This window comes from Paenibacillus sp. FSL K6-4396 (genome assembly GCF_038002525.1).
GTDB classification, from domain to species: domain Bacteria; phylum Bacillota; class Bacilli; order Paenibacillales; family Paenibacillaceae; genus Paenibacillus; species Paenibacillus amylolyticus_B.
The window spans coordinates 6,339,530-6,364,175 of record NZ_JBBOCR010000001.1; the positions used below are offsets into that span (position 1 = coordinate 6,339,530).

The following is a 24,646-nucleotide window of genomic DNA, read 5'->3' on the forward strand; positions in this document are numbered from 1 at the left end:
TCATAATCCAACGTCTCAACCTTTTCGAAAGGAAGGGCCTATATTGCCACTTCATATTGATATAACTACTGGTTTAGAGGATCTTAGTCCACTAATTGCAGTGCCTTGCTACGCTCGGTATCCCGCTCCAGAACCGGCTTCAAGTACTTGCCGGTATAGGAAGCTTCCACTTTAACGATATCCTCAGGTGTCCCGGTTGCAACAATGGTACCTCCACCGCTACCACCTTCTGGACCCAGATCAACAACATAGTCTGCCGTTTTGATCACATCCAGGTTATGCTCAATCACTAACACCGACTCCCCAGAATCAACCAGACGGTGTAATACGTTCAGCAAACGGTCGATATCATCGACATGCAAACCGGTAGTCGGCTCATCGAGGATGTAGATGGTCTTCCCTGTACTGCGGCGATACAGCTCGGAAGCAAGCTTCACACGCTGGGCTTCACCACCAGACAATGTGGTTGCAGGTTGTCCCAGATTGATATAACCCAGACCCACATCCATCAGTGTCTGCATTTTACGATGGATCTTCGGAATGTTCTCGAAGAATTGGGTAGCATCTTCAACCGTCATTTCCAGCACATCGGAAATATTTCTGTTTTTATATTTCACTTCAAGCGTTTCCCGGTTGTATCGTTTGCCTTTGCAGACTTCACAAGGAACATAAACGTCCGGCAAGAAGTGCATCTCGATTTTGATAATACCGTCTCCACGGCAGGCTTCACAACGTCCACCTTTGATATTAAAGCTGAACCGGCCTTTCTTGTATCCACGGACTTTGGCTTCATTCGTCTGAGCAAACAGATCCCGGATATCATCAAAGACTCCTGTATACGTAGCCGGGTTGGAACGTGGTGTCCGCCCGATCGGTGATTGGTCAATATCGATAACTTTATCGATATGCTCCAGACCACGAATTTCTTTATGCTGACCCGGACGTACCCGAGCACGGTTCAGATCACGAGCCAGCGTTTTGTACAGGATCTCATTGATCAATGTGGATTTACCTGATCCGGACACGCCCGTTACCGCAGTAAATACACCTACAGGGATCTTCACATTGAGATTCTTCAGGTTATTTTCTTTGGCTCCACGTACTTCCAACCAACGGTCTCCTACACTTCTACGTTCTGTACGAATCGGAATGAATTTTCGTCCACTCAGATATTGACCGGTTAAGGAGTTCTCATCGTTCATGATCTCCTCCGGTGTACCCTGTGACATGATGGTACCTCCGTGGATACCTGCACCTGGGCCAATATCAATAATATAGTCGGCAGCCATCATGGTATCCTCATCATGTTCAACCACGATCAACGTGTTACCAATATCTCGCATATGCGCAAGTGTTGAGATCAGACGGTCATTATCCCGTTGATGCAGACCGATACTCGGCTCATCCAGAATATACAGCACACCCATCAGGCTGGAACCGATCTGTGTAGCCAGTCTGATCCGCTGCGCTTCCCCACCGGACAATGTTCCGGCAGCACGACTCAGTGTAAGGTAATCCAGACCAACATTCACCAGGAAGCCGAGGCGGCTGTTGATTTCTTTCAAAATCAGTTTGGCAATCGTCTGCTCCTTCTCCGACAATTCCAATGTATCGAAGAACCGGCCAGCTTCACCAATGGACAAACTAGTCACATAGGCCATGTTGTGATCATTAATCGTAACCGCAAGACTCTCGCGTTTCAGACGCTGACCTTTGCATGTACCACAAGGCTTCGCACTCATGTAACCCTCAATAAATTCACGGATACCTTCAGATGCTGTATCACGATATCTACGCTCTAAGTTATTCACGATACCTTCAAAGGTAACCAGTGCTTCCTTACGTTGTCCAAAATCGTTCTCATAGCGGAAACGGATTTTCTCCGTACCTGTACCCTGCAACAACTTGTTCATCTGCTCAGCTGGCAGATCTTCGACAGGTACATTTTGCGGAATGTTGAAGTGCTCACATACTGACTTCAGGAACTGTGGATAATAGGTGGATGTGCCACCTGTCCAGGCATCAAAAGCTCCATCTTCGATGGTCTTAGTCCGATCCGGTACGAGCAGATCAGGGTCAACGATCATTTTGACACCTAACCCATCACAATCCGGGCAAGCGCCGAAGGGACTGTTAAATGAGAACATCCGTGGTGCAAGCTCTTCAATACTGAATCCACACACCGGGCAGGCAAAGTTGGAACTGAAGCGCAGCTCTTCTTCACCCATAATGTCCACCAGGAGTTGTCCACCGGACAAATTAAGTGCTGTTTCAATAGAGTCGGCCAGACGTGCCTGTACATCATCCTTAACAACGATCCGGTCAACAACGACTTCAATCGTATGCTTTTTATTTTTCTCCAGTTGAATATCTTCTGAGAGGTCACGAAGTTCCCCGTTCACCCGTACACGGACAAAGCCCTGCTTGGACACATCAGCAAACACACTCTTGTGCTCACCCTTACGACCCGAGATAATGGGTGCCAAAATCTGCAACCGGGTACGCTCTTGATATTGCATAATGCGGTCAACCATTTGTTCTACGGTCTGGGAGCTGATCTCCACGCCATGATCCGGACAATGCGGATGGCCCACACGTGCAAATAACAGACGCAGATAATCATAGATTTCGGTCACGGTTCCAACCGTGGAACGTGGGTTACGGCTTGTTGTTTTCTGATCTATTGAAATGGCAGGAGATAATCCTTCGATCGAATCCACATCGGGTTTCTCCATCTGTCCAAGAAACTGCCTTGCGTAAGCTGACAATGATTCTACATACCGGCGCTGTCCTTCGGCATAGATCGTGTCAAAAGCCAGCGAGGACTTGCCTGAGCCACTCAGGCCGGTCAATACAACAAAGCGGTCACGCGGGATGGTAATGTCGATATTTTTCAGGTTATGTGCTCGTGCGCCTTTAATGACAATGTTATCGCTCGCCAATAGTATTCATCCTCTCAAATTTACTATCCAACCTTTTAAAAGGCTTTTCGATCCCTCCCAAACCCTCCCTTCCAAGGGAGGGCCCCAGAGGGCGCAGCCCTCTGGACACCCGAAACAAGCGGTGCAACGGTGAGGGGTCGGGTCTTGCTATGTGAAGGGTTGTCGTGTGCCCGCGGTTTCTGATAAGGTTCCAGCCTATTGCCGGAACCTTATCAGACCACTCTACTGCGAGGGGACGCTCTCCGCTTCGCCTTGGTCGCGGCAAAGTCGCCATTGCCTTTGGCTCGGCTCCAAGGTCAAGAGCGGGACGCTCTCGGCTTCGCCTTGATCGCGACAAGGTCGCCATTGCCTTTGGCTCGGCTCCAAGATCAAGAGCGGGACGCTCTCGGCTTCGCCTTGGTCGCGACAAGGTCGTCATTGCCTTTGGCTCGGCTCCAAGATCAAGAGCGGGACGCTCTCGGCTTCGCCTTGGTCGCGACAGGTCGCCATTGCCTTTGGGCTCGGCTCCAAGGTCTACCAGGCGCTTCTTGGCTCTCAGGGGGACACGACTCCCAATTGCTTTCCTATAAACCTTTTAACCAATTTCAACATTTCTATCAGTATAGACTTGATTTCAAGATTTCAACATCTCTTATTATCGGTAGATATCAACGATTTCCTTACTCAACAAGAGAACGGCCAATTGGCCGTTCTCTTGTTACAGATCCATCTTTACTGGAGCATATGAATGAGCAGTATCTTATTCAGCGCGAAGTTCCAGCAACGCATCACGAAGCTCGGCGGCACGCTCGAACTGCAGGTTTTTGGCTGCATCTTTCATCTCTACCTCTAAGCGCTGAATAAGCGCCTGGCGATCTTTCTTCGACATCTTCTCGGCTGCGCCTGTGAGATAGTCTTTCTTGGATTCGGCAACTTTGGTTGCCTCAATCACATCACGCACTTTTTTGCGAATTGTCTGTGGTGTAATTCCATGCTTCTCGTTGTACTCGATCTGAATTGCACGACGGCGTTCTGTTTCCTTTATCGCCTTATCCATCGAATCCGTCACTTTGTCACCGTATAGAATAACACGACCCTCGCTGTTCCGTGCTGCACGACCAATCGTTTGGATCAGTGAGCGTTCGGAACGCAGGAATCCTTCCTTATCGGCATCCAATATGGCTACCAAGGATACTTCGGGCAAATCGAGACCTTCCCGGAGCAAGTTGATTCCGATCAGGACATGGAAAACGCCCAACCTTAAATCACGTAAAATCGCCATCCGTTCCAATGTTTTGATCTCGGAGTGCAGATAACGAACCTTGATTCCAACTTCCTTCAGATAATCCGTCAGGTCCTCAGACATCTTCTTCGTTAATGTTGTAATCAATACACGCTCGTCTTTGGCAATCCGGTCGTTAATCTCACCGATCAAGTCATCAATCTGCCCCTTGGTTGGACGCAGTTCAATAATTGGATCAAGCAGACCGGTTGGACGGATAATCTGTTGCACCATCGTATCGGTATGCTCAATCTCATACGGACCCGGTGTGGCTGATACATAAATAATCTGATCCATCTTGCCTTCGAACTCTTCGAATTTGAGCGGACGATTATCCAGCGCTGACGGCAGGCGGAAACCATGCTCAACCAATACCGTCTTCCGTGCTTGGTCACCATTGTACATCGCACGGATCTGTGGGAGTGTCACGTGAGACTCATCGACCACAATCAACATATCATCCGGGAAGTAATCCATCAGTGTATATGGGGTATCGCCGCGTTCGCGGAAAGTCAGCGGACCGGAATAGTTCTCAATTCCCGAACAGAATCCAACTTCCTTCATCATCTCGATATCGTACCGTGTGCGCTGCTCCAGTCGCTGAGCCTCCAGCAGTTTTCCCTGTTCACGCAACACTTCTAGACGCTCCTCCAGTTCACGCTCAATGTTCACCAGCGCAACCTTCATTGTCTCTTCTTGCGTTACGAAGTGAGACGCCGGGAAGATGGCAATATGTTCACGTTCGCCAATCAGTTCTCCGGTTAACACATCAATCTCCGTAATTTTCTCGATCTCATCACCGAACAATTCAACCCGAATTGCATGTTCACCCTTGGAAGCTGGGAAAATCTCAACAACATCCCCACGAACACGGAACGTCCCCCGCACAAAGTTAATATCGTTCCGCTGATACTGGATCTCTACCAGACGGGACAAAATCTGATTGCGGGGTTTCTCCATGCCTACCCGAAGTGACAGCAACATGCTTGAATACGAGTGCGGTGAACCCAAGCCATAAATGCAGGAAACACTCGCTACAATGATAACGTCCCTGCGCTCAAACAACGAACTTGTCGCTGCGTGCCGCAGTTTGTCGATCTCTTCATTAATACTTGAATCCTTCTCGATATACGTATCGGAGGACGGGATATATGCTTCTGGCTGAAAATAATCGTAATAACTGACGAAATACTCAACCATGTTATTCGGAAAAAAATCTTTGAACTCACTTGCAAGCTGCGCTGCCAACGTTTTGTTGTGTGCAATAATCAGCGTCGGACGTTGCAGTTGGGCTATCGTCTGGGCGATCGTAAACGTCTTACCCGTACCCGTTGCACCCAGCAGTGTCTGGTACCTCTTCCCCTCCTGAACACCCTTCACCAATTCTTTAATGGCTGCAGGCTGATCACCTTGGGGAGAAAACTCTGACTCGATTTCGAACGTTTTGTCGCTCATTATAATATCGCTCATTGCCGTATCTCACCCTATCGTCTAAAATAATAGTCACTATATATTGTCGAAGTTCCCCGAATTTTCATATGGGAAAACTTATAGTAATAGGAATATTTGTTCCCGTTTAATTATACCTCGTTCGTTTTAGTGATGCAAACGTGAAATGAAGATAGGAGTGGGTTAATTTATGGATATTGCGACACTTATCGGTATTATTGCCGGAATTGCCGCAGTCATTAGCGGTTTTTTGTGGGAAGGCGGTCAATTGTCTGGTCTCCTGCAAAAAACGGCTGCTTTAATTGTATTCGGTGGAACGATTGCTGCTGTGGTTGCCAGTTTCCCGGCGCATCGCCTTCGTACGATTCCAGCTGCCCTGCGTATGGCTTTTGGACGTAACAATAACGAATCAGGCTTGTGGGTTGAAGAATTGGTGGAGATGTCTTCTATCGCACGCCGCTCAGGTGTACTTGCATTGGAACGCAAGGTTATGGATCATCCGCATCCATTTTTGCAAGACGGTATTCAGATGGTTGTTGATGGTACCGATCAGGATGTGGTTCGCCAGATCCTGGAGATGGAGATTGATTCAATTGAACAAAAACATGAGGGCTACGCCAAAATATTCGAATCTGCTGGTGGTTACGCCCCAACCATGGGCATTATCGGAACCGTGATGGGACTTATTCAGGTACTTGGCAGTTTAACCGATCCAACCGGACTCGGACCTGCCATTGCTGTTGCCTTTACCGCAACCCTGTATGGGGTCGCCAGTGCCAATCTTATCTTTTTGCCCATTGCCTCCAAGATCAAATCCAGAGGTGCCGACGAAGTGCAGACCATGGAAATGCTTCTTGAAGGTGTACTTGCCATTCAGAACGGTGAGAATCCCCAGCTTGTACGCAAAAGACTGGAGTCCTTCACCCTTACGCATCGTCAGTCTATACGCCCCCTAGCAAAGGAGGGATTGGATGAGTCGGCGCAGTAAACGGCGCGGAAAACGTGAAACAATCGATCATCGGGATCGCTGGATGATTACTTATGCCGATCTCATAACGCTGCTTTTGATCTTTTTTGTCATCATGTATGCCATGAGCAATCTGGATTCCGGTAAATATGACGTCGTTACTCAATCGTTACAAAATACATTTAATGCGTCCGACTCTGTCCTTGAGCTTGGTGAGGGACTCGGTGAGAAACCCGGTCAAACGATTACAGAGACTCCACCATCCGAGGTGCAGGGTGAAGACTCCGGGACTGTAACACCAGATGATGACAACAAGCCCCTCACAGAACGGGAAGAACAGTTCAGATCGCAGGAGCAGGAATTGCAAAATCTGTTCAATGTGATTACCCAATATATCGAGGATAATAAACTGGAAAATCAGATTTTTGTTGCGGACAAGCCACAGGGCCTATCCATTACACTTAGTGACCGCTTCCTGTTTGACCAGGGACAGGCCGCTCTAAAGGACGGTGCAGCACCAACACTCAGTAAGCTTGCCAGCTTGTTCCGTGATCTAAATACCGTTGTCAGCATTGAGGGTCATACCGATAACGTTCCTGTCGGAGCAAACTCCGCCTATACCGATAACTGGCAGCTTTCTGGGGAACGTGCACTGTCTGTATTACGATTTTTTCTGGATACAGAGAAGCTTAACCCGGACGGCTTCCAGTATGCCGGATATGCGGATACTCGCCCAACGGGTGACAACACCACAGCGGCCGGAAGACAAAAGAACCGTCGGGTCGAAATAACTGTCTTGCGTCAACTCCAACCTTAATCTTCACTTCTTAAAATGGTCTAATGTTATCTCATCTTTTATAACTATCGAAAAAGCACGATCTCTGTTCCTCTTCGAACAAGACCGTGCTTTTCGTTATGATGTTACACTTCTCACCATAATCGGTGACTGTTTTCAATCTCATCCAACGTCACTTTCAATTTTTCTGCTTCCTTCTTAATTTCACGATCTTCTTGCTGTTTTAACTTCTCTTCAAACTTCAACATGGCATCTAAGATTACCAAACGTTTCTCTGCCAGAGATTCTTCGTATAAGCGTTCTCCACGCGCCACTAAATGCCGGTTTTCCATCCGCTCACGAGGATGTATTTTGATAGACTCCAACTCTTTGAAACGTTGGGCAATCTCTTCGTGGGACAAACCGCTTTCTTTCTCTTCTATGATCGCCACTTTCTTTTCACCCGTATCCACGGAAGACACTTCCACTTCCAAGATGCCATTAATATCGTAAGTAAAGCGAACATCTATAGCCTGTTCCCCCTCCGGTGCAGGTGGTACATTAATCGTCAGTTCACCAAGTTTAATATTGTTTTCGACCAGGCGACTTTCGCCTTGATACACATCAGCTGTAATTTTAGTTTGATTGTGCCTTAATGTACAGTAACGTTGAACCCTGCTTACCGGAACAACCGTATTCCGTTCGATGATTGGGTCAAAAATACCCGATTCATATCGACCTTCACCTAAAGGTTTCGAGATGGAAATCCCTAAAGTATATGGACATACATCTGTCAGAATAACTTCCTGCACATCCGCATGGCGAGCTTTCATAGCAGCTTGAATTCCCACGCCAATGGCGATGGCTTCATCCGGATGCAAGTAATTTGCTGGCAGTCTGCCAAATAATTTACCCGTAAACGAGTAGATTACAGGCATGCGGGTTGCTCCTCCAACAAGAATAACGGCATCCAATTCATCGAGTTGCACGGCAGCATCACGGAGCGCACGTTCCACAGGCTTTTGCAACCTGGCAAGCAGCGGCTTCGCTAACTGTTCAAATTGGGTGCGATCAATGCTCACCTCTTTCACACCATCTTCAAGTGTCAAGGTTATCGTTCCTTCACGCCCTTCGCTCAATGCCTGCTTGCATAGCTCTGCCTGTTTCCAAAGCGCCATCTGTGTCTTGTCAGACAGATCATTCTGCTGAATTTGGTGATGATTCAAAAACCAATGCGTAATCAGTTCGGTAAAATCCTCCCCTCCCAGAAAGTTATCCCCTGCTACTGACTTCACTTCCATAATTCCGTCAAACAATTCCAGGATGGATACATCAAAGGTTCCACCTCCAAGGTCAATAATGAGGAATTTTGTCTCTGGTTTCTGTTGATGCAGGCCATACGCAATCGCTGCGGCGGTTGGTTCACTGAGCAGTCGATCCACTTTAATTCCTGCCAGTTGTCCAGCACGTTTGGTCGATTTTCGCTGAGTATCATTGAAATATGCTGGCACACTGATAACAGCCTCTGTTACTTCAACACCTAAATAGGCTTCGGCATCCGCTTTCAAAGATTTCAAGACAAAGGAGGATAACTCTTCAGGCAAAAATTGATATGTACCCAAACTAAACGTTCTGTTTGTTCCCATGTATCTTTTAAATACAGATGCTGTTTTTTCTGGATGCGTGATTAATCGCTCTTTGGCAATCTCCCCTACTAAAATTTCCCCATTGTCGTCCACACTCACCACTGAAGGTGTCAAACGATTCCCAAGAGCATTCGGGATAATAACGGATTCCCCGTTGACCCAGCATGATACCAAACTATTTGTTGTTCCAAGATCTATTCCTATTATTGTCATAAAGCTTCTAACCCTCTTTCTGTTTAACATCTACACTTGCTATAGAAGAGACCACGCGCTGTTATGCGCCGACTGCAACATATCATACGTGACAGATCGTAACCTGTCTAGTTCAGCCCTACACAAATAATCTACCATAGATTTAAAGCAACAGAACATAGGTATAACTCCATACAATGAAGTACAAGTCTAGTGTATAAATAAATTCAGTCAAATCATCTGTTTCACTGAGCCCTTAATATAAAAGAACCGAATGCCCCCTTATGCATTCGGCTTCTTCAAAATTAGTATTTACCCTATGCCTCTACTCCTGGCTGGCTAGGGCGCAGAATCGCAGAGCCAACAGTCAGCAAAATGGCAGCCATGCCAAACAAAATCAATAGTGGCAATGTGATATCCGACAATGTACCACCAGCAGAGATCGTTTCCACCGCCCGAATTGCCCATTTCTGTGGAACAAAGTTGGCGAGCTTTTGCATATAATCCGGCATCAACGAGATCGGCCAGAAACAACCACCTATCATGCAAGTTGGCATAATGACAAGTGAATTCAGCATGTTGGCATTTTTGGGATTACGGATTAATCCGGCCACGGTACTTGCGATCCCCATGGAGACCAGCATGAATGCGGCCAAGATGATGAAATGAATGCCAAAAGGAATACCGGCATCATAATGCAGCAGCCACCTGCTGACTCCCAAAACCATAACAATCTGAATCATGCCAATGACAAAGCTTCCGAGGAAATTACCAAGCGCAATCTCATATGCACGGACGGGTGCCGTATATACTCTGGCCATCGTACGTTTCCTGCGATCTTCCATGATCACAGCCACTGCACTGGTCAGCAGTCCCATCATAAACATGATTGTAAATCCAGTCACATTGTTCAGGCCTGGCTTGGGATAGATCTGCAGATCGGTGACTTCACCAGCAACCTGATGTTCTCCTATCTCCTGTAAAAGCTGTTCAAAGGGCTTCTGTATACTCGATAGTATGTCAGTCTCACTTGAGACAGGACCTGCCGCCACCTTAACAGCTGAAGCAGATTGTAACAATCCGCTCGTCAAACCTTCAACTGCTGCTCGCAGTGTGTAGGAAGCTTCGCTTATCCGCAGCTCCACCAATTGGATCTCGGTTGGCTTTCCTTTTAACAGATCTTCCGTATAATGTGCCGGAATAATGATGCCAGAACTTCCTTTTTGCTGAGCGATGGATTCCTTCACTTCTGCTTCATTTGTCATCGGCTTGAGCAGGTACTGCTCGTTGCCAGCAAGTTCTTGAATCATCCATGCTCCTGCTACCCCTGTATCCTCATTGACGTAGGGAATGACCGTCCGTGTACTCTGCTCGCTTCCAAAGAGAGCAACCGCTCCTGTAACCACCAGGCAAGGCAGAAGCAGAAACGTAATGAAGCCCATTTTACGGCCAAGTGTACGTCTAATCATCAACCAGGCGATGTGTAGACTATTCATATCGGTATCCTGCCTTTCTATAGATCATTCCTGAGATAAGCAGTAATACAGCGCATACTGCGCCTAGCATTAGAATGTTATACACAATCTCTGCTACAGGTGCGGCCAGCATCATTCTCAGAAAACTTTGGAGCGCCCAGTGGTTAACCGTAAATTGGCTAAGCCGTTGTACAAAATCAATCGGAATAGGCATGAACCCACCGCTGATGAATGTCATGGCAACGATGATACCTTGTAAGGTTGCGCTGGCCGATGCCGTGCTTTTGCATACCAATGCCACGATTACGCCAAGAGTCATGGATGCCAATGTGATGCATACACAAGTCAGCACAATATACCAAGGATGGGTTCCCCAATCCACACCGTAGAGCCAATATGTCATAAGGATAATCGTTGTTGCTTGTAAAAAAGCGAGCAGACTATTGCCTGCAATTTTGCCAGCGAAAATGACTCCGTTACCTATCGGCGCAGCCTGAAGGCGGATTAACGTTCGGTTATCCCGTTCTCCAAAAAGGCTGGTGCTGGTTGTCATGCCTGAGTACAACATGAACATCGCCAGCATGGAAGCTGCATAGTATTGGGAGGCACTATACGCCGTACCTGTCTTACCGGGATTAGTGACAGTAATGGAGGTAGAATTCGCCGTACCAGACTCCGAAACAGAGGCCATGGCAGCAATGACTTGCGGACCGAACACTTTGGTAATCGCCATCTGTCGGTTCCATTCATCCGTAAAACGTGTAAACAAAGTTTCACCCAAGGTATTAAGTGTGTTGTCCTTTCCTCGTATCCACTGTAACCTGGCCTCTTTCCCCATCATCACGTTTTGCTCAAAATCCGAAGGAATCATTACAGCAAAGTCCAGCTTACCGGTACGCAGCGCATGAACGGCCTCTTCTTCAGTCGTAAAGTTCTGCACCTTGACCATCTCAGCCACTTCCGGGGATGCAACGAATGTATCTAGCGCTTGATTAACCGTACTTGATCCTCCACCAGATTCAGTGCTCAAATGGATGATTCCCACACGTACAGTATTCGGAATAACATCCTCCGCCGTACCCATCGTACTGGAAAGTGCCGTGCCCAATATAAAAATCAGTAACAACGGCAGAATGAACAGGTTCAACACTACAGATCGAATCTTAAGAATACGCCTTAATTCAAAGATGCAAATATGCCATATATTCATCTCTTGCTCCCCCCTAGTCCCGAAGCGTACGCCCGGTCAGATTGAGGAACAACGTTTCCAGATCCGGCTCTTCGACCTTGAGCGACTGAATGGATACTTCATGTTTGCTGCAAATGAAGAGCATATCCTGGAGATCCTGCTGTGCCGAAGGCAGCGTAATGGTCAGTGTATTCTCTGAAACGTCTACCATCCGCACACGGGGGTGAAGTTTCAGTTCTTCCACGACGTCGGGACCGATACCGGAAGTGGAGAGCACTACTTTTTCCTCCGATGCTACTCGTTCTCTCAGCTCTGCTTCAGTCCCACAGGCAATAATTCGCCCCTGATCCATAATCGCAACCCGGTGACTAATCGCCGCCACTTCCTCCATGTAATGACTTGTATATATGATCGTTGAACCCATCTTGTTAAGTGTCCGTACCGATTCAAGAATATGATTTCGAGATTGCGGATCAATGCCAACTGTCGGTTCATCCATGATAATGAGATCCGGGCGATGTGTAATCGCACATGCGATGTTTAACCTGCGTTTCATACCGCCAGAGAAGGTCGAGGGGGCATCCTTTGCTTTATCCTGCAACCCTACAAATTCAAGAGACTCCTGCACTCTTTCCTTAAGCAATTTTCCACGCAGTCCATACAGTCTGGCAAAAAAAGTCACATTCTCCGCAGCAGACATGGTTTCGTATAAAGCCAGATCCTGCGGAACGAGTCCGATCTTGCGCTTTACTTCAAGCGGTCGCTCCTTGACCGATATCCCATCTAATCTGATTTCACCCTGATCCATATTCAGGAGCCCTGCAATCATGCTGATGGTGGTACTTTTTCCTGCTCCATTGGGACCAAGCAATCCAAAAATTTCGCCTTTGCCAACACTAAGGTTCAAATGATCCACGGACAGCTTGCTGCCGTATCGTTTTACTACATGATCTACTTCAAGTATGCCCATCCCTTTTACGCCCCTTTTCCGTTTCGGCCTTCGCCGCTGGATTTCATAATTTTATTGTAACGGATCGCACTCTGTAGCGAAGGTACGAAAAGTCATGAATCGAAGGTGACTTAAGTCATCTCCTGATTCGAATGCTGCTTATGGTATAATCAAGGGCGCATTACCGAGAGATTTTCTAACTCCATTTTTTTATATAAAGGATGTCATTTACATATGCCAATGCGGTTTCTGCAATACGGATTAATTATCGTTCCAGCAGTACTGTACCTGTTGATGCTGCCCTTGGAAAACGAAGCCGTCTACACCCTGTATATCATCATCGCGCTTGGACTCTCCGTGTGGAAAGATTTCAACCGTTCAAGTACACAGCAATGGCTGTTGCTTCTGGCCAAAATACTCTGGAGCTGCTGGCTGATTGCTTCATATGGACCATTTATGTTTTTCCTCTCTCTCTCCGTGCTCTACGTGTATATATACAGACTGGAGGGAAATCGGAGATGGTTGATGTTTGCCATTCAGCTTGTCGCTAACAATGTCGCTTTGCATTGGCATTATTCTGACTCACAGGCGCCACAGCCAGGGTTAACCACACTAAATACAACCGACATTACCTTACTCTCCACAGAGACAACTGCGATGGTTCTTGGCAACCTGCTTCTACTTATCACAGCGGCTCTGTCCTGGCAGGGATCAAGAACGGCGAGCAGCCGCGGACAACTGGAACAAGTCTATGACGAACTTCGCAGCAAACATTACGAGCTCCAAGAAGCGCGTGCGCAGCTGCTGTTATTTACAAAGCAACTTGAAGGAGTGGCTCAGGCAGAGGAACGTACCCGTATCTCCAGACAGCTTCATGACGATATCGGGCATCGACTGATTCGCACCAAAATGATGTCGGATGCCGCCCTGCTGACCCTCCCTCTCGATATGGAACAAGGAACGGAAATGGTGAGACAGATTCGCGATCAATTGGCCGATAGTATGGATGATATGCGCAACACACTACACAAACTGCAACCGAATTCCTATGCATCCGAAGCCTACGCCCTGGATCGTCTTCTCGAGGAAGTGGGTAGAGATACTGGCGTGAAGACAAATTATGAAGTTCATGGCCCATCCCATGTGCTGTATCCCAGCATACAAATCGTTCTGTTCAAAAATGCCAAAGAAGCCTTGACCAATGCCCTGCGACACGGAAATGCTTCTTCGATCACTGTGGAGTTGGTATTCGGGGATCAGGAAGTCTGTATGAGTGTAAGTAATGATGGCAAAATCAATCCCCATTCTTCCAAGCGAAATGGCATAGGACAGGAAGGCATGCTTCTGCGCACACAAATGGTGGGAGGAGTCTTGGAGATTCAATATGCTTATCCGTATACAGTGATTACACGCATTCCATTAACGAACCAGATGGATATACTCTGAAAAAAGGAAGTGAATGTTCTCATGTCCGAACGTAATGATGTGAACAACAAGAATGATTCAGGCCAGCTCCCACTTATTCGGCTGATTCTCGCAGACGATGATTACTTCATTCGTGAGAGCCTGAAAGTGCTGCTCGGACTGGACTCCGGCATTCGCGTTACAGGTACAGCCTCAAATGGACAGGAAGCGTTGGAATTGCTTGAAGCAGGGACGCCTGCGGACGTGGTTTTAATGGATATTCGGATGCCGGAATGTGATGGAGTTGAAGGTACCAAACGCATCAAGTCACGTTTTCCTGAAATCCAGGTGCTCATGCTGACTACGTTTGACGACGATGAGTATATTATTCAGGCATTACAGGATGGAGCAAGCGGTTATTTGCTCAAAAATGTTCCACCCGAGCGGATCATTCAAGGCATCAAGACCGTACATAATGGTGATATGTTAATTCATCCAGATATTGCTCGCAAGCTAACAGGACTTCTTCGTCCTGCTACGACTCCCCTGACACAGAATCCAATCGAAGCCTATGGACTGACACGTATGGAGCTGGCGATTGCCGAAGCCATATCGGAGGGGCTATCCAATAAGGAAATTGCCGCCAAACTGTTTCTCAGTGAAGGCACGATCAAGAACTATGTCACGGATATTCTCGGTAAGCTGAGCTTGCGTGATCGGACTCAAATCGCCATCTTTATGCTAAAACAATAACAAAAAAGGTATTTCCCTTGCCTGCGACGGCGCTCGGAAATACCTTTTTCATTGCTTGATGTATGCAACATACTTCATCACGTATGCTTAGTTACATCTCTATGGATCCTTTATCACTGGCCACAGGGGCTGGCGGTAACGCCAATGGGGCTTCGTCCCTTTGTGGTTTTTTCAGACGGGCAAACAATTTGAGATTAATGACATGGAACAGCGTCAGTGGACGTAACCGAATCGCCCAGACCTCGTGATTGTCCGGTGCCATAATGACCCCAAGCTGATGATGCTCCCCTTCATAGATCGCTCGTTGCATGAACTTGCTTTCTCCTTGGTGATTGCGCACCTCAAGTTTGCAAAAAGCCGGGTTCATCCGCAGGGCACGATGTAACTCTTCTGGTGAATGAACCAACTTACCATTCACCTTGTACAATGTCTCTCCTGCTTCAATCCCCAAATCTGCAGCAGGACTTTCCGGAATAACAGCGAGTACCTTCAATCCATGCTGCGGATGGACAAATACCGGACTCCGGTTTTGCTCTTCAAACGCGCTGTACCATACCAGAAATTCATGTCCAATAAATGCAATTAGCGCAGCAACCACCATGAGTGGAGACCACCATGCAGCAAGCAAGCTGAACACGAGCAAAGTTGCCCCGTATATCATCAACCGCTTTGATGAGATCTGCACCTTTTGTCCCGGAAGCATACTCTGCGTTATCTCACCAAATCCGAGCATGATGGGCAATGCAACCAGCATATAACTATGTCCTGCATTCATCAGTGGATTCCATGCCAGCTCCGCGCCACCTCCTGTGACGGGAACAAGAATCAGTAGAGGAATGGCCCAGAACTGTTGCAGTTGATATCCACCAACCAGTTTCCCACGTTTCCCCTCGAAGAGAAGTGGTGATGCCATCGATACCCCCTGCATGCGTACCAACAGGGCTTCACCCATATGTAGAAGCGCCGCTAGGACAAGCAGTGCAGGCATATCCAGGGCACGAAGCGTTTCCGTGATAGTGCCCATCCAACCGGATGGTTGCCAGCCTGAAGCCAGATTCAAACCAAATTGCACCACACCCAGCAACCCGGCCGCGTAGGCAAAGCACAGATACCGGATACGGAACAAGGATAGAATTAATGTTGCAGCCCATATGCATATGAGACTTCCCAGTGTAAGATGTGCACCAAGGAATAGGGACAAGATCGAGACAATGGTACCGATGAGTATGCCTCCGAGCACCGCACGAATCGTCTGTGTTATCGAGCTTTGCAAACGGACATGAAACAATTTACGCTCCTGCAGTAACTGACGATGATAGATCAGCGCAATCAGGATCACCGCAATATAATAAAACGGCTGAATAAACAACTGCAACAAAGCTTCCCCTAATGTAGTTAACCACGGCCATACCCATTCCATTGTGGTCGGTCACCCCTCTCTTTCAGCCGGTTCAGAAAAAAAGAAGGCTGAAAATCAGCCTTCTTTATGGCTTCGACACAGCGGACGAAATATCCTTTGAGACATTTTCGATCGCGCGTTTCAGCTGTGCATCATATTGAGGATTGGCAATACGTTCAATCAGAGCCGCTTCCAGTGATTCAGCGGTTTTCTCGTCAATCTGGCCTGTAGCCTGAATGCCTTTTTGCTTCTGGAATGCCTTGACCGCTTCTTCTGTCTTCTGGTCGTAGTATCCATCCACACGATCCGGTTTGAAATCGAGTCCTCTCAGCATCGTCTGCGCACTTTTCACATCCGTGCTATTGCTGTCATATTTAAGTGGTAACTTCTCTTTGTTAATCGGTGCCACCGAGAAATAATCCGGCTGGTCTACCGCAATATCCGGTTTGATTCCTTTTTCATGAATCCAGTCTCCGTTCGGAGTGAGCCATTTGGCAATGGTGATCTTCAGCAAGCTGCCGTCACCCATTTGCTTGTCATAACTCGTCTGCACGGTTCCTTTACCAAAGGAGTTCTCACCAATCAACTTCGCACCTGCTGACTGTTGTAATGCACCGGCCAGAATCTCCGACGCGCTCGCGCTACCTTTGTTCATCAGGACTGTGACTGGATAAGCTTTAGCTGATCCATTGGATTTACTTTGTTCCTTTTTGCCGTTCTTGTCTTCAACTTGCACAATAACCTTGCCTTTAGGAACAAACTGTTCAGCAATATCAATAACGACTTGCAATACACCGCCTGGGTCATTCCGTACATCGATGACCAGACCTTTCATGTTCTGCTTCTCGAGCTTCGCCAACTCTTCCTTGAAGCGATCGCCTGTATTCAAAGAGAATTGAGTAATGGCAATAACGCCAATTCCGCCATCTTCCATGTGAGCATATACGGTTTCCAGATCAATGTCATCCCGTACAATCACAAATTCAATCAGCTCGGAAGATCCGGCACGTTTGACCTGTACCTTCGCTTCACTGCCCTTGGGACCTCTGATTTTGTTGACAGCCTTGTTCAGTTCCAAACCTTGCAGGGATTCGCCGTTGACTGACATAATCATGTCTTTGGCACGAATACCCGCTTTCTCGGCAGGTGATCCTTTGATTGGGGAAACAACAACAACGTTTCCATCCTGTGAGGATACCTCTGCACCAATACCGGTAAATGAACCTTCGATCGACTCTTCAAACTGAGCAGCCGTTTCCTGCCCCATATAGTTGGAGTACGGATCACCAAGCGATTCCATCATGCCGTTGATCGCACCGTCAATCAATTTGGTCTGATCCACGTCTTTATAATAGTTGCTTGAGATCAAATCCATCGCAGTTTCAATCTTTTTCAAATCGTTCTTCTGCTGTGTATTGCCGGTTACACTAGCCAGCAAACCTTCGCCAGCTGTGGTTTGGTTTGCTATTCCCGGGTAAGTCATTAGTACCAGGGTTAGCAAACTACCACCCAGGAGACCCACAATGACAAGCAGTAGCGCCGATCTTTTCTTCATCATCCGTTTGTCACCGCCTTTAGTTTTGAAGCGTGTCCGATTCCATTGTTGCCAGAATCCATTCCCTGAACATGCCAGCTTATTATATGTCTAGCTTGTACGGAATATGTTTTTTCCATTCGAACGATGGAGCAATAATTACAAATAGTTCATCGGATTTACAGCGGTACCGTTATCTCTCACTTCAAAGTGCAAGTGAGGTCCAGTAGAGTTCCCTGTATTTCCTGACTCAGCAATGGTATCCCCTTTGCTTACTGTGTCTCCCTTGCTGACTTTGAATCCACCTTCGCGCAAGTGACCATATAACGTCCATAGTCCACCGCCGTGGTCCACAATAACCGTATAGCCATAACCGCTATACCATTCAGCCATGATCACGATTCCGCCAGAAGCAGCGTGAACCGAAGTTCCCTGAGGAACAGCAAAATCGACACCTGCATGCATCTTACCCACTACGCCCGTAATTGGATGGGTACGGGGGCCGAATCCAGAAGAAATACGTCCTCCAGATACTGGTTTTGAGAAGATACCATTACCGGATGAATAGGTAACCTCACTGCTGCTATCCGAGCTTACTCTGGTTGGTGCCTTGGCTGCAGCTTTCGCCCGGGCAGCAGCTGCGGCTTTTGCTTTAGCCGCTGCGGCTGCCTGCTGTTCACGCAATTTATTTTTCTCTTGAAGAAGGGCCGAACGTTTGCTGGCAATCTGCATTAACACATCTTCCTGCTCTTGTGTCAGCTCTTCTGACTCTTCAATTTTAGCATCATATGAAGCGAGAAGCACTTGCTTTTCCGCTTCTTTTTCATTCAATTGGGACTTGCGCTGTTTCTTCTGTGCATACAGGCTCTTGGCTTCCGCATATTGCACATCCAATTCTGCCTTTTTGTCCACGACCAGTTGCTTGTCCGCTTTGTGCTCATCCAGCAGATGCTGATCCTGATCCACAATCGTTTTGAGTGAATCCGCACGGGTCAGGAAGTCAGTGAAGCTAGTAGAGGACAACAATACATCCAGATAGGATACAGCACCGTCCGTATACATCAGGCGCACGCGTGACTCCAACAATTTTTCCCTTGCAACAATGCGTTCTTCTGCCGCTTGCAGATCTTTTTTCGTTGTACGGAGATCTTCCTCCGTGTTCTCGATCTGCAAGGATACACTCGCCAGTTCATCACTAACGACATTGATCTGTTCCATGACAACCTTCAGATAAGCGTTGGTTTTGTTCTTGTAATGCTGTGCTTCCTTTTTGTTGGAAGCCGCTTTTTTTTGCTCCTGCTTGGCAGAAGCCGCCTTGCTCTCCAGTTGCTGAATCTGTTGGTCAATATCGCTGATGCTACTCTTGGCATATCCGTCAGAAGGTTGAAGCGTCAAACTGGCCAATAACGTAAAGGCCAGCAGCGAAGCGGTTTTTTTCAAAATGATGATCCCCCATCCTATGATTTCACAAGAAAGCAACCTGCACAGGTGGTGAACAGCATGTTCTTTGCTTTCTTCAATCTTAAAAGACTCCGTCTTTCCTACATATCGTCAAACAGCGTCCATTAATGAACCTGCTTTACCATTCTTTTCGACATATTCTGCAATTCGACCGTTGAAACAAAATTAAACATTGAGTGATTTCCGAATGGACAGTGTACTTCCCAAAATACCTACCAGCACACCGAGTCCAATCAACAGTGTTCCAAACAGCAACCAGATTTCGCCGAGCGGAATCAAGTTAAGCATCTGCATGAAGACATCCTGACCAATCGTCTTCATCAACTGGCTGTATCCAACAAACAGCACCCCAACCGTAATGACCGATCCAATAAATCCAATGAGTGCACCTTCAATAAAGAAAGGCCAGCGAATAAAGGTATTGGTTGCGCCAACAAGCTTCATAATTCCGATCTCCCGGCGACGTGCCAGAATCGTTACGCGAATCGTATTCGAGATCAGGAACATGGACATGAGACCCAGTCCCCCGACAAAAATAAATCCGATGTTACGAACAAGTTTCGTAAATTTGAACAACACTTCCACCGTTTCCTTGCCGTAGTTCACTTTCATGATCGGCTTCTCAGGGTGTTTTTCGTTCAAAGCTTCGATTTTTTGCGCCACAAAAGTGACGGTTTCCGGTTCAATGACCTCAACTTCAATGGTCTCCGGCAGTGGGTTGTTATCCACATCGAAACCGCTAAGCACGTTATCTGCACTCTCTCCAAGACGCTCACGGAACTCCTTGAGTCCTTCTTCCTTGGAAACAAAACGAATCTCACTTACTTCAGGCATCGCGCTGATTTCTTGCTCCAGTGTGTTACGCAGGTTCTCGTCCACATTCAGCTCGAGGAACGTGCTGATCTCCACTTGGCTATCAACCTGATTCGCCATGGAGTTCACATTGAGCACCAGTAGCATAAACACACCAAGAATCAATAGCGACACAATGATGGACATGATGGAGGCCACAGACATCCAGCCGTTGCGGAATACGTTTTTGAATCCCTCCCGCAGATGGCGCAAGAGAGTACTAAAATTCATAACCGTATTCCCCTCTCATCTGATCCCGTACAATCTGTCCACGTTCAATGGCGATTACCCGTTTACGCATCGTGTTTACGATATCTTTGTTGTGGGTCGCCATAACAATGGTTGTCCCACGGAAATTAATCTCATCCAGCAGTTGCATAATCCCCCATGACGTCTCCGGATCGAGGTTCCCTGTAGGCTCGTCCGCGATAATAACCGACGGGTTATTGACGATAGCCCGTGCAATGGCAATACGTTGCTGTTCTCCACCCGAGAGCTGTGAAGGTTCACGATTCGCCTTACTGCGCAGTCCCACCAAGTCGAGCACTTCCATCACCCGTTTTTTGATATGACGCTTCGGCGCTTCAATAACTTCCATCGCAAATGCCACATTCTCAAATGCTGTCATCCGTGGCAGCAGACGAAAATCCTGGAACACCACGCCGATGTTACGACGCACATAAGGAATCTTTCTTGGCTTCAACTTACCAATATTAAATCCGTTAATGGATATTTGTCCTTTTGTCGGAACTTCTTCTCTGTACATCAATTTCATAAATGTCGATTTACCTGCGCCGGACGGACCGACGATATAGACAAATTCATTGCGGTCGATCTTCACCGACACCCCTTGTAATGCGTGGGTCCCATTGGCGTAGGTCTTCCACACGTCCTGCATTTCTATCACATCATCACTTCCTGCTCGCATAGTTAGCCATTATCATTTCGACACAATCCCGGCATTTCCTTTAAAAAGACCTGAATTTCATCAGGGAAAAATCCACTTCGTTCCTGTTTCAATGGTGAAGCATGGATTCATATGAAGTTTATTGTAACAAATTTGTTACCTATTGAGTACCCGAAAGTTTTCCTGCATTGGATCATATATATAGAAAGTGTTACAAAGTCGGGAACAACCGAAGTATAAAGGAGCGTACGGTTATGAAAAAAATACATTTGACGGTCATTGTTCTATTCTCCATCCTCTTGATCGGCTCCGCGTCTTATGGATTGCTGTATATGTACGTGAATCAACCTGCCCTGCCCAAAGATGTCCATGTTGGCGGCATGCTGGTAGAGGGGAAGAATCGCAAGGACGTATTGCATGAATTGGATGAACAGATCCAAAAGCTGGAGGACTGGCCTGTCACCTTTGAAGTGACTGAACCCAACCCCCAGACGATGTCGTATACCGCAGCTCAGGTGGGGGTGAGTTACAACGTTAACAGCTTGGAGTCCGCAATACAGCAGCTGGAGGAAGGTAACCTGTGGGAACGCGCTTATGCACGTTATCATTTTCCGAAAGAGTTCTCTCTCGATATGACCTATAACTCAAGACCACTCCAAGAACATCTCAGCCCTGCCTGGGAAAAAGAAACCTTCGGTACACCTGCGGACGCTGTTCGCCGCATTACCACAAGTGACAAAGTCCAGTATATCCCGGAAAAGGGCGTCCGCCGGATTGATTGGAATACACTCACAAGTCTCATTCAGACGAAGCTGCACCGAGATTTCAGTGTACTCAACCCGGATGAGAAACCCGCCCCATTGCTGATCCAGGTACCACTTTACACACTGAAACCTGAAGTAACTCTTGATTCGCTGCGCCAGGAAGGCATTGACCGAAAGATCATCCAGTTCTCCACGGGTCTGGGCAATAGTAGTGAAGGCCGGATACATAATGTCAGCGCAGCGGCGGAAGCGATTAACGGCATGATTTTACCACCGGATGCTACATTCGATTATGAGAAGGTCGTCCGTCAAGCTGAAAAGGAGTATGGGTTTCGTGAGGCCCCGGTCATTGTTAATGGAAGACTCACCCCCGGAATTGGCGGGGGAATCTGCCAGGTATCCAGTACGGTGTATAATGCAGCACTGTTGACGGGTCTTGATATTATTGAGCGTCGCAACCATTCCCTGCCGGTCAAATATTTGCCCAAAGGACTGGATGCCACCTTTGCCTCGGGAGCCATCAATTTTCGCTTCAAGAACAATACAGGAAAATCCTTACTCATTCATGCAGAGGTGAAGAACCATCAATTGATGGTGAAATTTTTCGGCACATTCCCGGAGAATGTCAGCTATGCACTTGAATCTCGCACCATTGAAACATTAAGTGTTCCGGTAAAGTATGTGTCCAGTACTGTACTGCCTGATGGTGCACAGCAGGTGCTGCAAGACGGACAGCCTGGATATATTGTGGAGACGGTAAGAACCAAGAGGCTGGACGGCAAAGTGGTCGAATCCAAAACGATTACACGGGACACGTACAAAGCTCAGAATCGTCTAATTGCCCGCTCAGGTCATAGCAGCTTGCCAGATCCACAAGAACCTTCTGTGGTCGAGGACGGGATTAGCGATACGAAACAGCCTTAGGCTCCTTTTCTGAAGCAGCCAAAAGAGTTCAATCCGTAATTCATGCATTCTAGGATAAACTGATCCTACGAAAACAAAAAGACACACTTCCCGTCCCTTTTAAGGATACGCGAGAAGTGTGTCTTTTCATGGTTTAAGATATGTTATTCGAGTTTTACCAAGCTTCAGCTGTACTACCTTAACTTATAGTTAGTTTACTGCATTACGGTTTAGTGACCGCCGGTGTATTCGCCTTGCTCTTCGCCTACAACCATCTTCTCTTTTCCCATGAAGAAGGAAGCGACCAACGCGAGTGCAGCCGGAATTACAGCCCAGGCAAATAACTGCACGATGGAAGAGGACAGGGCATGTGTGATGGTATCCAGCACCTGAGGCGGAATCGCCTGTCTGAGTTCTGGTGAGAGCAGCGCATGTGGATCGGTCAGATCCACTCCCTGCGGCACGCCACCCGCAGAAGCACCGCCTGCTTCCGCAGCTGAACCAGCGAGAGCATCATTCATTTTACGCGTAAATACCTGGCTCTGTACGATACCAAAGATCGTAATGCCCATCGTCATACCGAGGGACCGCAAAAAGTTAAGTGTGGAGCTTGCTGCTCCGCGTCTTTGCGGTTCAAATGCGTTCATGGCTGCATTGCTAAGTACGGAGAACGAAGCACCGACACCCAGACCAACCATCACCATGTAGATACGTATCGTCCAAAGGGATGAATTCTCATCCAGTGTAGTCAACAATCCAAGTCCAATGACAAGCAAGGCTAACGTAGGAATCATGATATTACGATACTTGATTTTGGTCATCAACACCCCGCCTAGGGACGCCGTCACAACGGACCCAAGCATCATGGGCAGAAGCACAAGACCGGAGTTGGTCGCTTTACCACCGAGTACCCCCTGTATGAAGATCGGAATGTACACGGATGCTGTAATGAACGCCGCACCACTGAACATACCAATAACGTTACTGGACCAGTAGACCCGGTTGCGGAACATGCTGAAGGAGATGATTGGTTCTTTGGCTTTGGTTTCTGCAAAAAGGAAGAGCAGGGCTAATGCTACAAATCCGGCAAACAAGCCAAGAATCTGCCACGAACCCCAGGCAAATGTTTTGCCACCAAGTTCCAGACCAAAGATCAGGCACACAACAGCACCGATCAGTGTTACAGCACCCAGCCAGTCGATCTGTTGGGATTGATGCTGATGGGATTCTTTATAGAAGAACGCAATAAACACAAATGCAATCAAGCCTAGCGGCAGGTTGATATAGAATACCCATTCCCATGTCGCATACTGGGTAATGTAAGCACCGAGCAGAGGTCCGAATACGCTGGAGAGGCCAAAGACGGCTCCAAACAATCCACCCAATTTACCACGAGATTCTGGTGCAACGACATCAAACATGATCGTAAAAGCAATCGGCACCAGGGCCCCCGCTCCAATACCTTGAATCGCTCTGTACATCGTCAATTCCACAATAGACGTTGCCGTTCCGCACAGCGCTGAGCCAAGCATAAACACAATAATACCAAATACAAAAAACTTCTTCCGTCCATACATATCGGATAGCTTACCAAAGATCGGCATCCCTGCCATCTCAGCCACCATGTACGCGGAGGTAACCCAGACGAACTTGTCGAGCCCACCCAGCTTCCCGACAATATCCCCCATAGCTGTTGCCACGATGGTATTATCCATCGAAGCCATTAATATGCTGAGCAGTAACCCTGCCAGCACCAATCCAATACTGTTTTTACGTGCAACCATTGTACTCAATCTCTCCATTCACGCTCTATTCATATGACTG

17 protein-coding genes are annotated in these 24,646 nt (G+C 47.4%); 5 read left to right on the plus strand and 12 right to left on the minus strand.

What is annotated here, in order from left to right; genetic code table 11:
• Positions 1-83: 83 nt before the first annotated feature.
• Both uvrA and uvrB read right to left on the minus strand, forming a co-directional pair.
• On the minus strand, positions 84-2,942 hold the full coding sequence (gene uvrA / locus MHB85_RS27840; protein ID WP_192135101.1) for an excinuclease ABC subunit UvrA: 2,859 nt from the start codon (positions 2,940-2,942) through the stop codon (positions 84-86).
• A gap of 739 nt (positions 2,943-3,681) precedes the next feature.
• Positions 3,682-5,673, minus strand: a complete 1,992-nt coding sequence (gene uvrB, locus MHB85_RS27845; protein ID WP_091013102.1) for an excinuclease ABC subunit UvrB — start codon at positions 5,671-5,673, stop codon at positions 3,682-3,684.
• A 169-nt stretch (positions 5,674-5,842) separates the two neighbouring features.
• On the opposite strand from uvrB, the gene MHB85_RS27850 reads away from it, so the two are divergent.
• Both MHB85_RS27850 and MHB85_RS27855 read left to right on the plus strand, forming a co-directional pair.
• Complete coding sequence (locus MHB85_RS27850; protein ID WP_091013100.1) at positions 5,843-6,640, plus strand: flagellar motor protein; 798 nt, start codon at positions 5,843-5,845, stop codon at positions 6,638-6,640.
• Complete coding sequence (locus MHB85_RS27855) at positions 6,624-7,436, plus strand: flagellar motor protein MotB (RefSeq protein ID WP_192135099.1); 813 nt, start codon at positions 6,624-6,626, stop codon at positions 7,434-7,436. The genes MHB85_RS27850 and MHB85_RS27855 overlap by 17 nt, the downstream gene beginning before the upstream one ends.
• Positions 7,437-7,549: 113 nt before the next feature.
• Here the strand turns inward: MHB85_RS27855 and MHB85_RS27860 are convergent, their stop codons facing one another.
• From MHB85_RS27860 to MHB85_RS27875, 4 genes are all read right to left on the minus strand, one after another.
• On the minus strand, positions 7,550-9,253 hold the full coding sequence (locus MHB85_RS27860; RefSeq protein WP_192135096.1) for a molecular chaperone HscC: 1,704 nt from the start codon (positions 9,251-9,253) through the stop codon (positions 7,550-7,552).
• A 296-nt stretch (positions 9,254-9,549) separates the two neighbouring features.
• Positions 9,550-10,728 carry an ABC transporter permease gene (locus MHB85_RS27865; RefSeq protein ID WP_192135094.1) on the minus strand — a complete coding sequence of 393 codons (1,179 nt, stop codon included), beginning with the start codon at positions 10,726-10,728 and terminating at the stop codon, positions 9,550-9,552.
• Complete coding sequence (locus tag MHB85_RS27870; protein WP_192135092.1) at positions 10,721-11,917, minus strand: ABC transporter permease; 1,197 nt, start codon at positions 11,915-11,917, stop codon at positions 10,721-10,723. Before MHB85_RS27870 ends, MHB85_RS27865 begins: the two co-directional genes overlap by 8 nt.
• 13 nt (positions 11,918-11,930) lie before the next feature.
• Entirely contained in the window at positions 11,931-12,866 is a 936-nt protein-coding gene (locus MHB85_RS27875; RefSeq protein ID WP_197997881.1) for an ABC transporter ATP-binding protein, read from the minus strand.
• A 213-nt stretch (positions 12,867-13,079) separates the two neighbouring features.
• On the opposite strand from MHB85_RS27875, the gene MHB85_RS27880 reads away from it, so the two are divergent.
• Together MHB85_RS27880 and MHB85_RS27885 are read left to right on the plus strand one after the other, a co-directional pair.
• The gene (locus tag MHB85_RS27880) at positions 13,080-14,291 is read left to right on the plus strand and encodes a sensor histidine kinase (RefSeq protein WP_341074006.1); all 1,212 of its coding nucleotides are present in this window, start codon (positions 13,080-13,082) and stop codon (positions 14,289-14,291) included.
• A 21-nt stretch (positions 14,292-14,312) separates the two neighbouring features.
• Positions 14,313-15,002 (plus strand): response regulator transcription factor, encoded by a 690-nt coding sequence (locus MHB85_RS27885; RefSeq protein ID WP_341074007.1) that lies wholly within the window; start codon positions 14,313-14,315, stop codon positions 15,000-15,002.
• 91 nt (positions 15,003-15,093) lie between these two features.
• Here the strand turns inward: MHB85_RS27885 and MHB85_RS27890 are convergent, their stop codons facing one another.
• The 5 genes from MHB85_RS27890 to ftsE form a co-directional block, all read right to left on the minus strand.
• Positions 15,094-16,422 carry a PDZ domain-containing protein gene (locus MHB85_RS27890; protein WP_210109186.1) on the minus strand — a complete coding sequence of 443 codons (1,329 nt, stop codon included), beginning with the start codon at positions 16,420-16,422 and terminating at the stop codon, positions 15,094-15,096.
• Between the two features lie 64 nt (positions 16,423-16,486).
• Positions 16,487-17,959, minus strand: a complete 1,473-nt coding sequence (locus MHB85_RS27895) for a S41 family peptidase (protein ID WP_074096593.1) — start codon at positions 17,957-17,959, stop codon at positions 16,487-16,489.
• A gap of 135 nt (positions 17,960-18,094) precedes the next feature.
• Entirely contained in the window at positions 18,095-19,375 is a 1,281-nt protein-coding gene (locus MHB85_RS27900; protein WP_091013080.1) for a murein hydrolase activator EnvC family protein, read from the minus strand.
• Between the two features lie 186 nt (positions 19,376-19,561).
• Entirely contained in the window at positions 19,562-20,479 is a 918-nt protein-coding gene (gene ftsX / locus MHB85_RS27905) for a permease-like cell division protein FtsX (RefSeq protein ID WP_091013078.1), read from the minus strand.
• Positions 20,469-21,155, minus strand: a complete 687-nt coding sequence (gene ftsE, locus MHB85_RS27910; RefSeq protein WP_024631580.1) for a cell division ATP-binding protein FtsE — start codon at positions 21,153-21,155, stop codon at positions 20,469-20,471. Before ftsE ends, ftsX begins: the two co-directional genes overlap by 11 nt.
• A 254-nt stretch (positions 21,156-21,409) precedes the next feature.
• Between ftsE and MHB85_RS27915 the strand changes: the two genes are divergently transcribed.
• Positions 21,410-22,843 carry a VanW family protein gene (locus tag MHB85_RS27915; protein WP_341074008.1) on the plus strand — a complete coding sequence of 478 codons (1,434 nt, stop codon included), beginning with the start codon at positions 21,410-21,412 and terminating at the stop codon, positions 22,841-22,843.
• A gap of 209 nt (positions 22,844-23,052) precedes the next feature.
• On the opposite strand, the gene MHB85_RS27920 is transcribed toward MHB85_RS27915, so the two are convergent.
• Positions 23,053-24,606, minus strand: a complete 1,554-nt coding sequence (locus MHB85_RS27920; protein WP_338588675.1) for an MDR family MFS transporter — start codon at positions 24,604-24,606, stop codon at positions 23,053-23,055.
• Between the last annotated feature and the right edge of the window lie 40 nt (positions 24,607-24,646).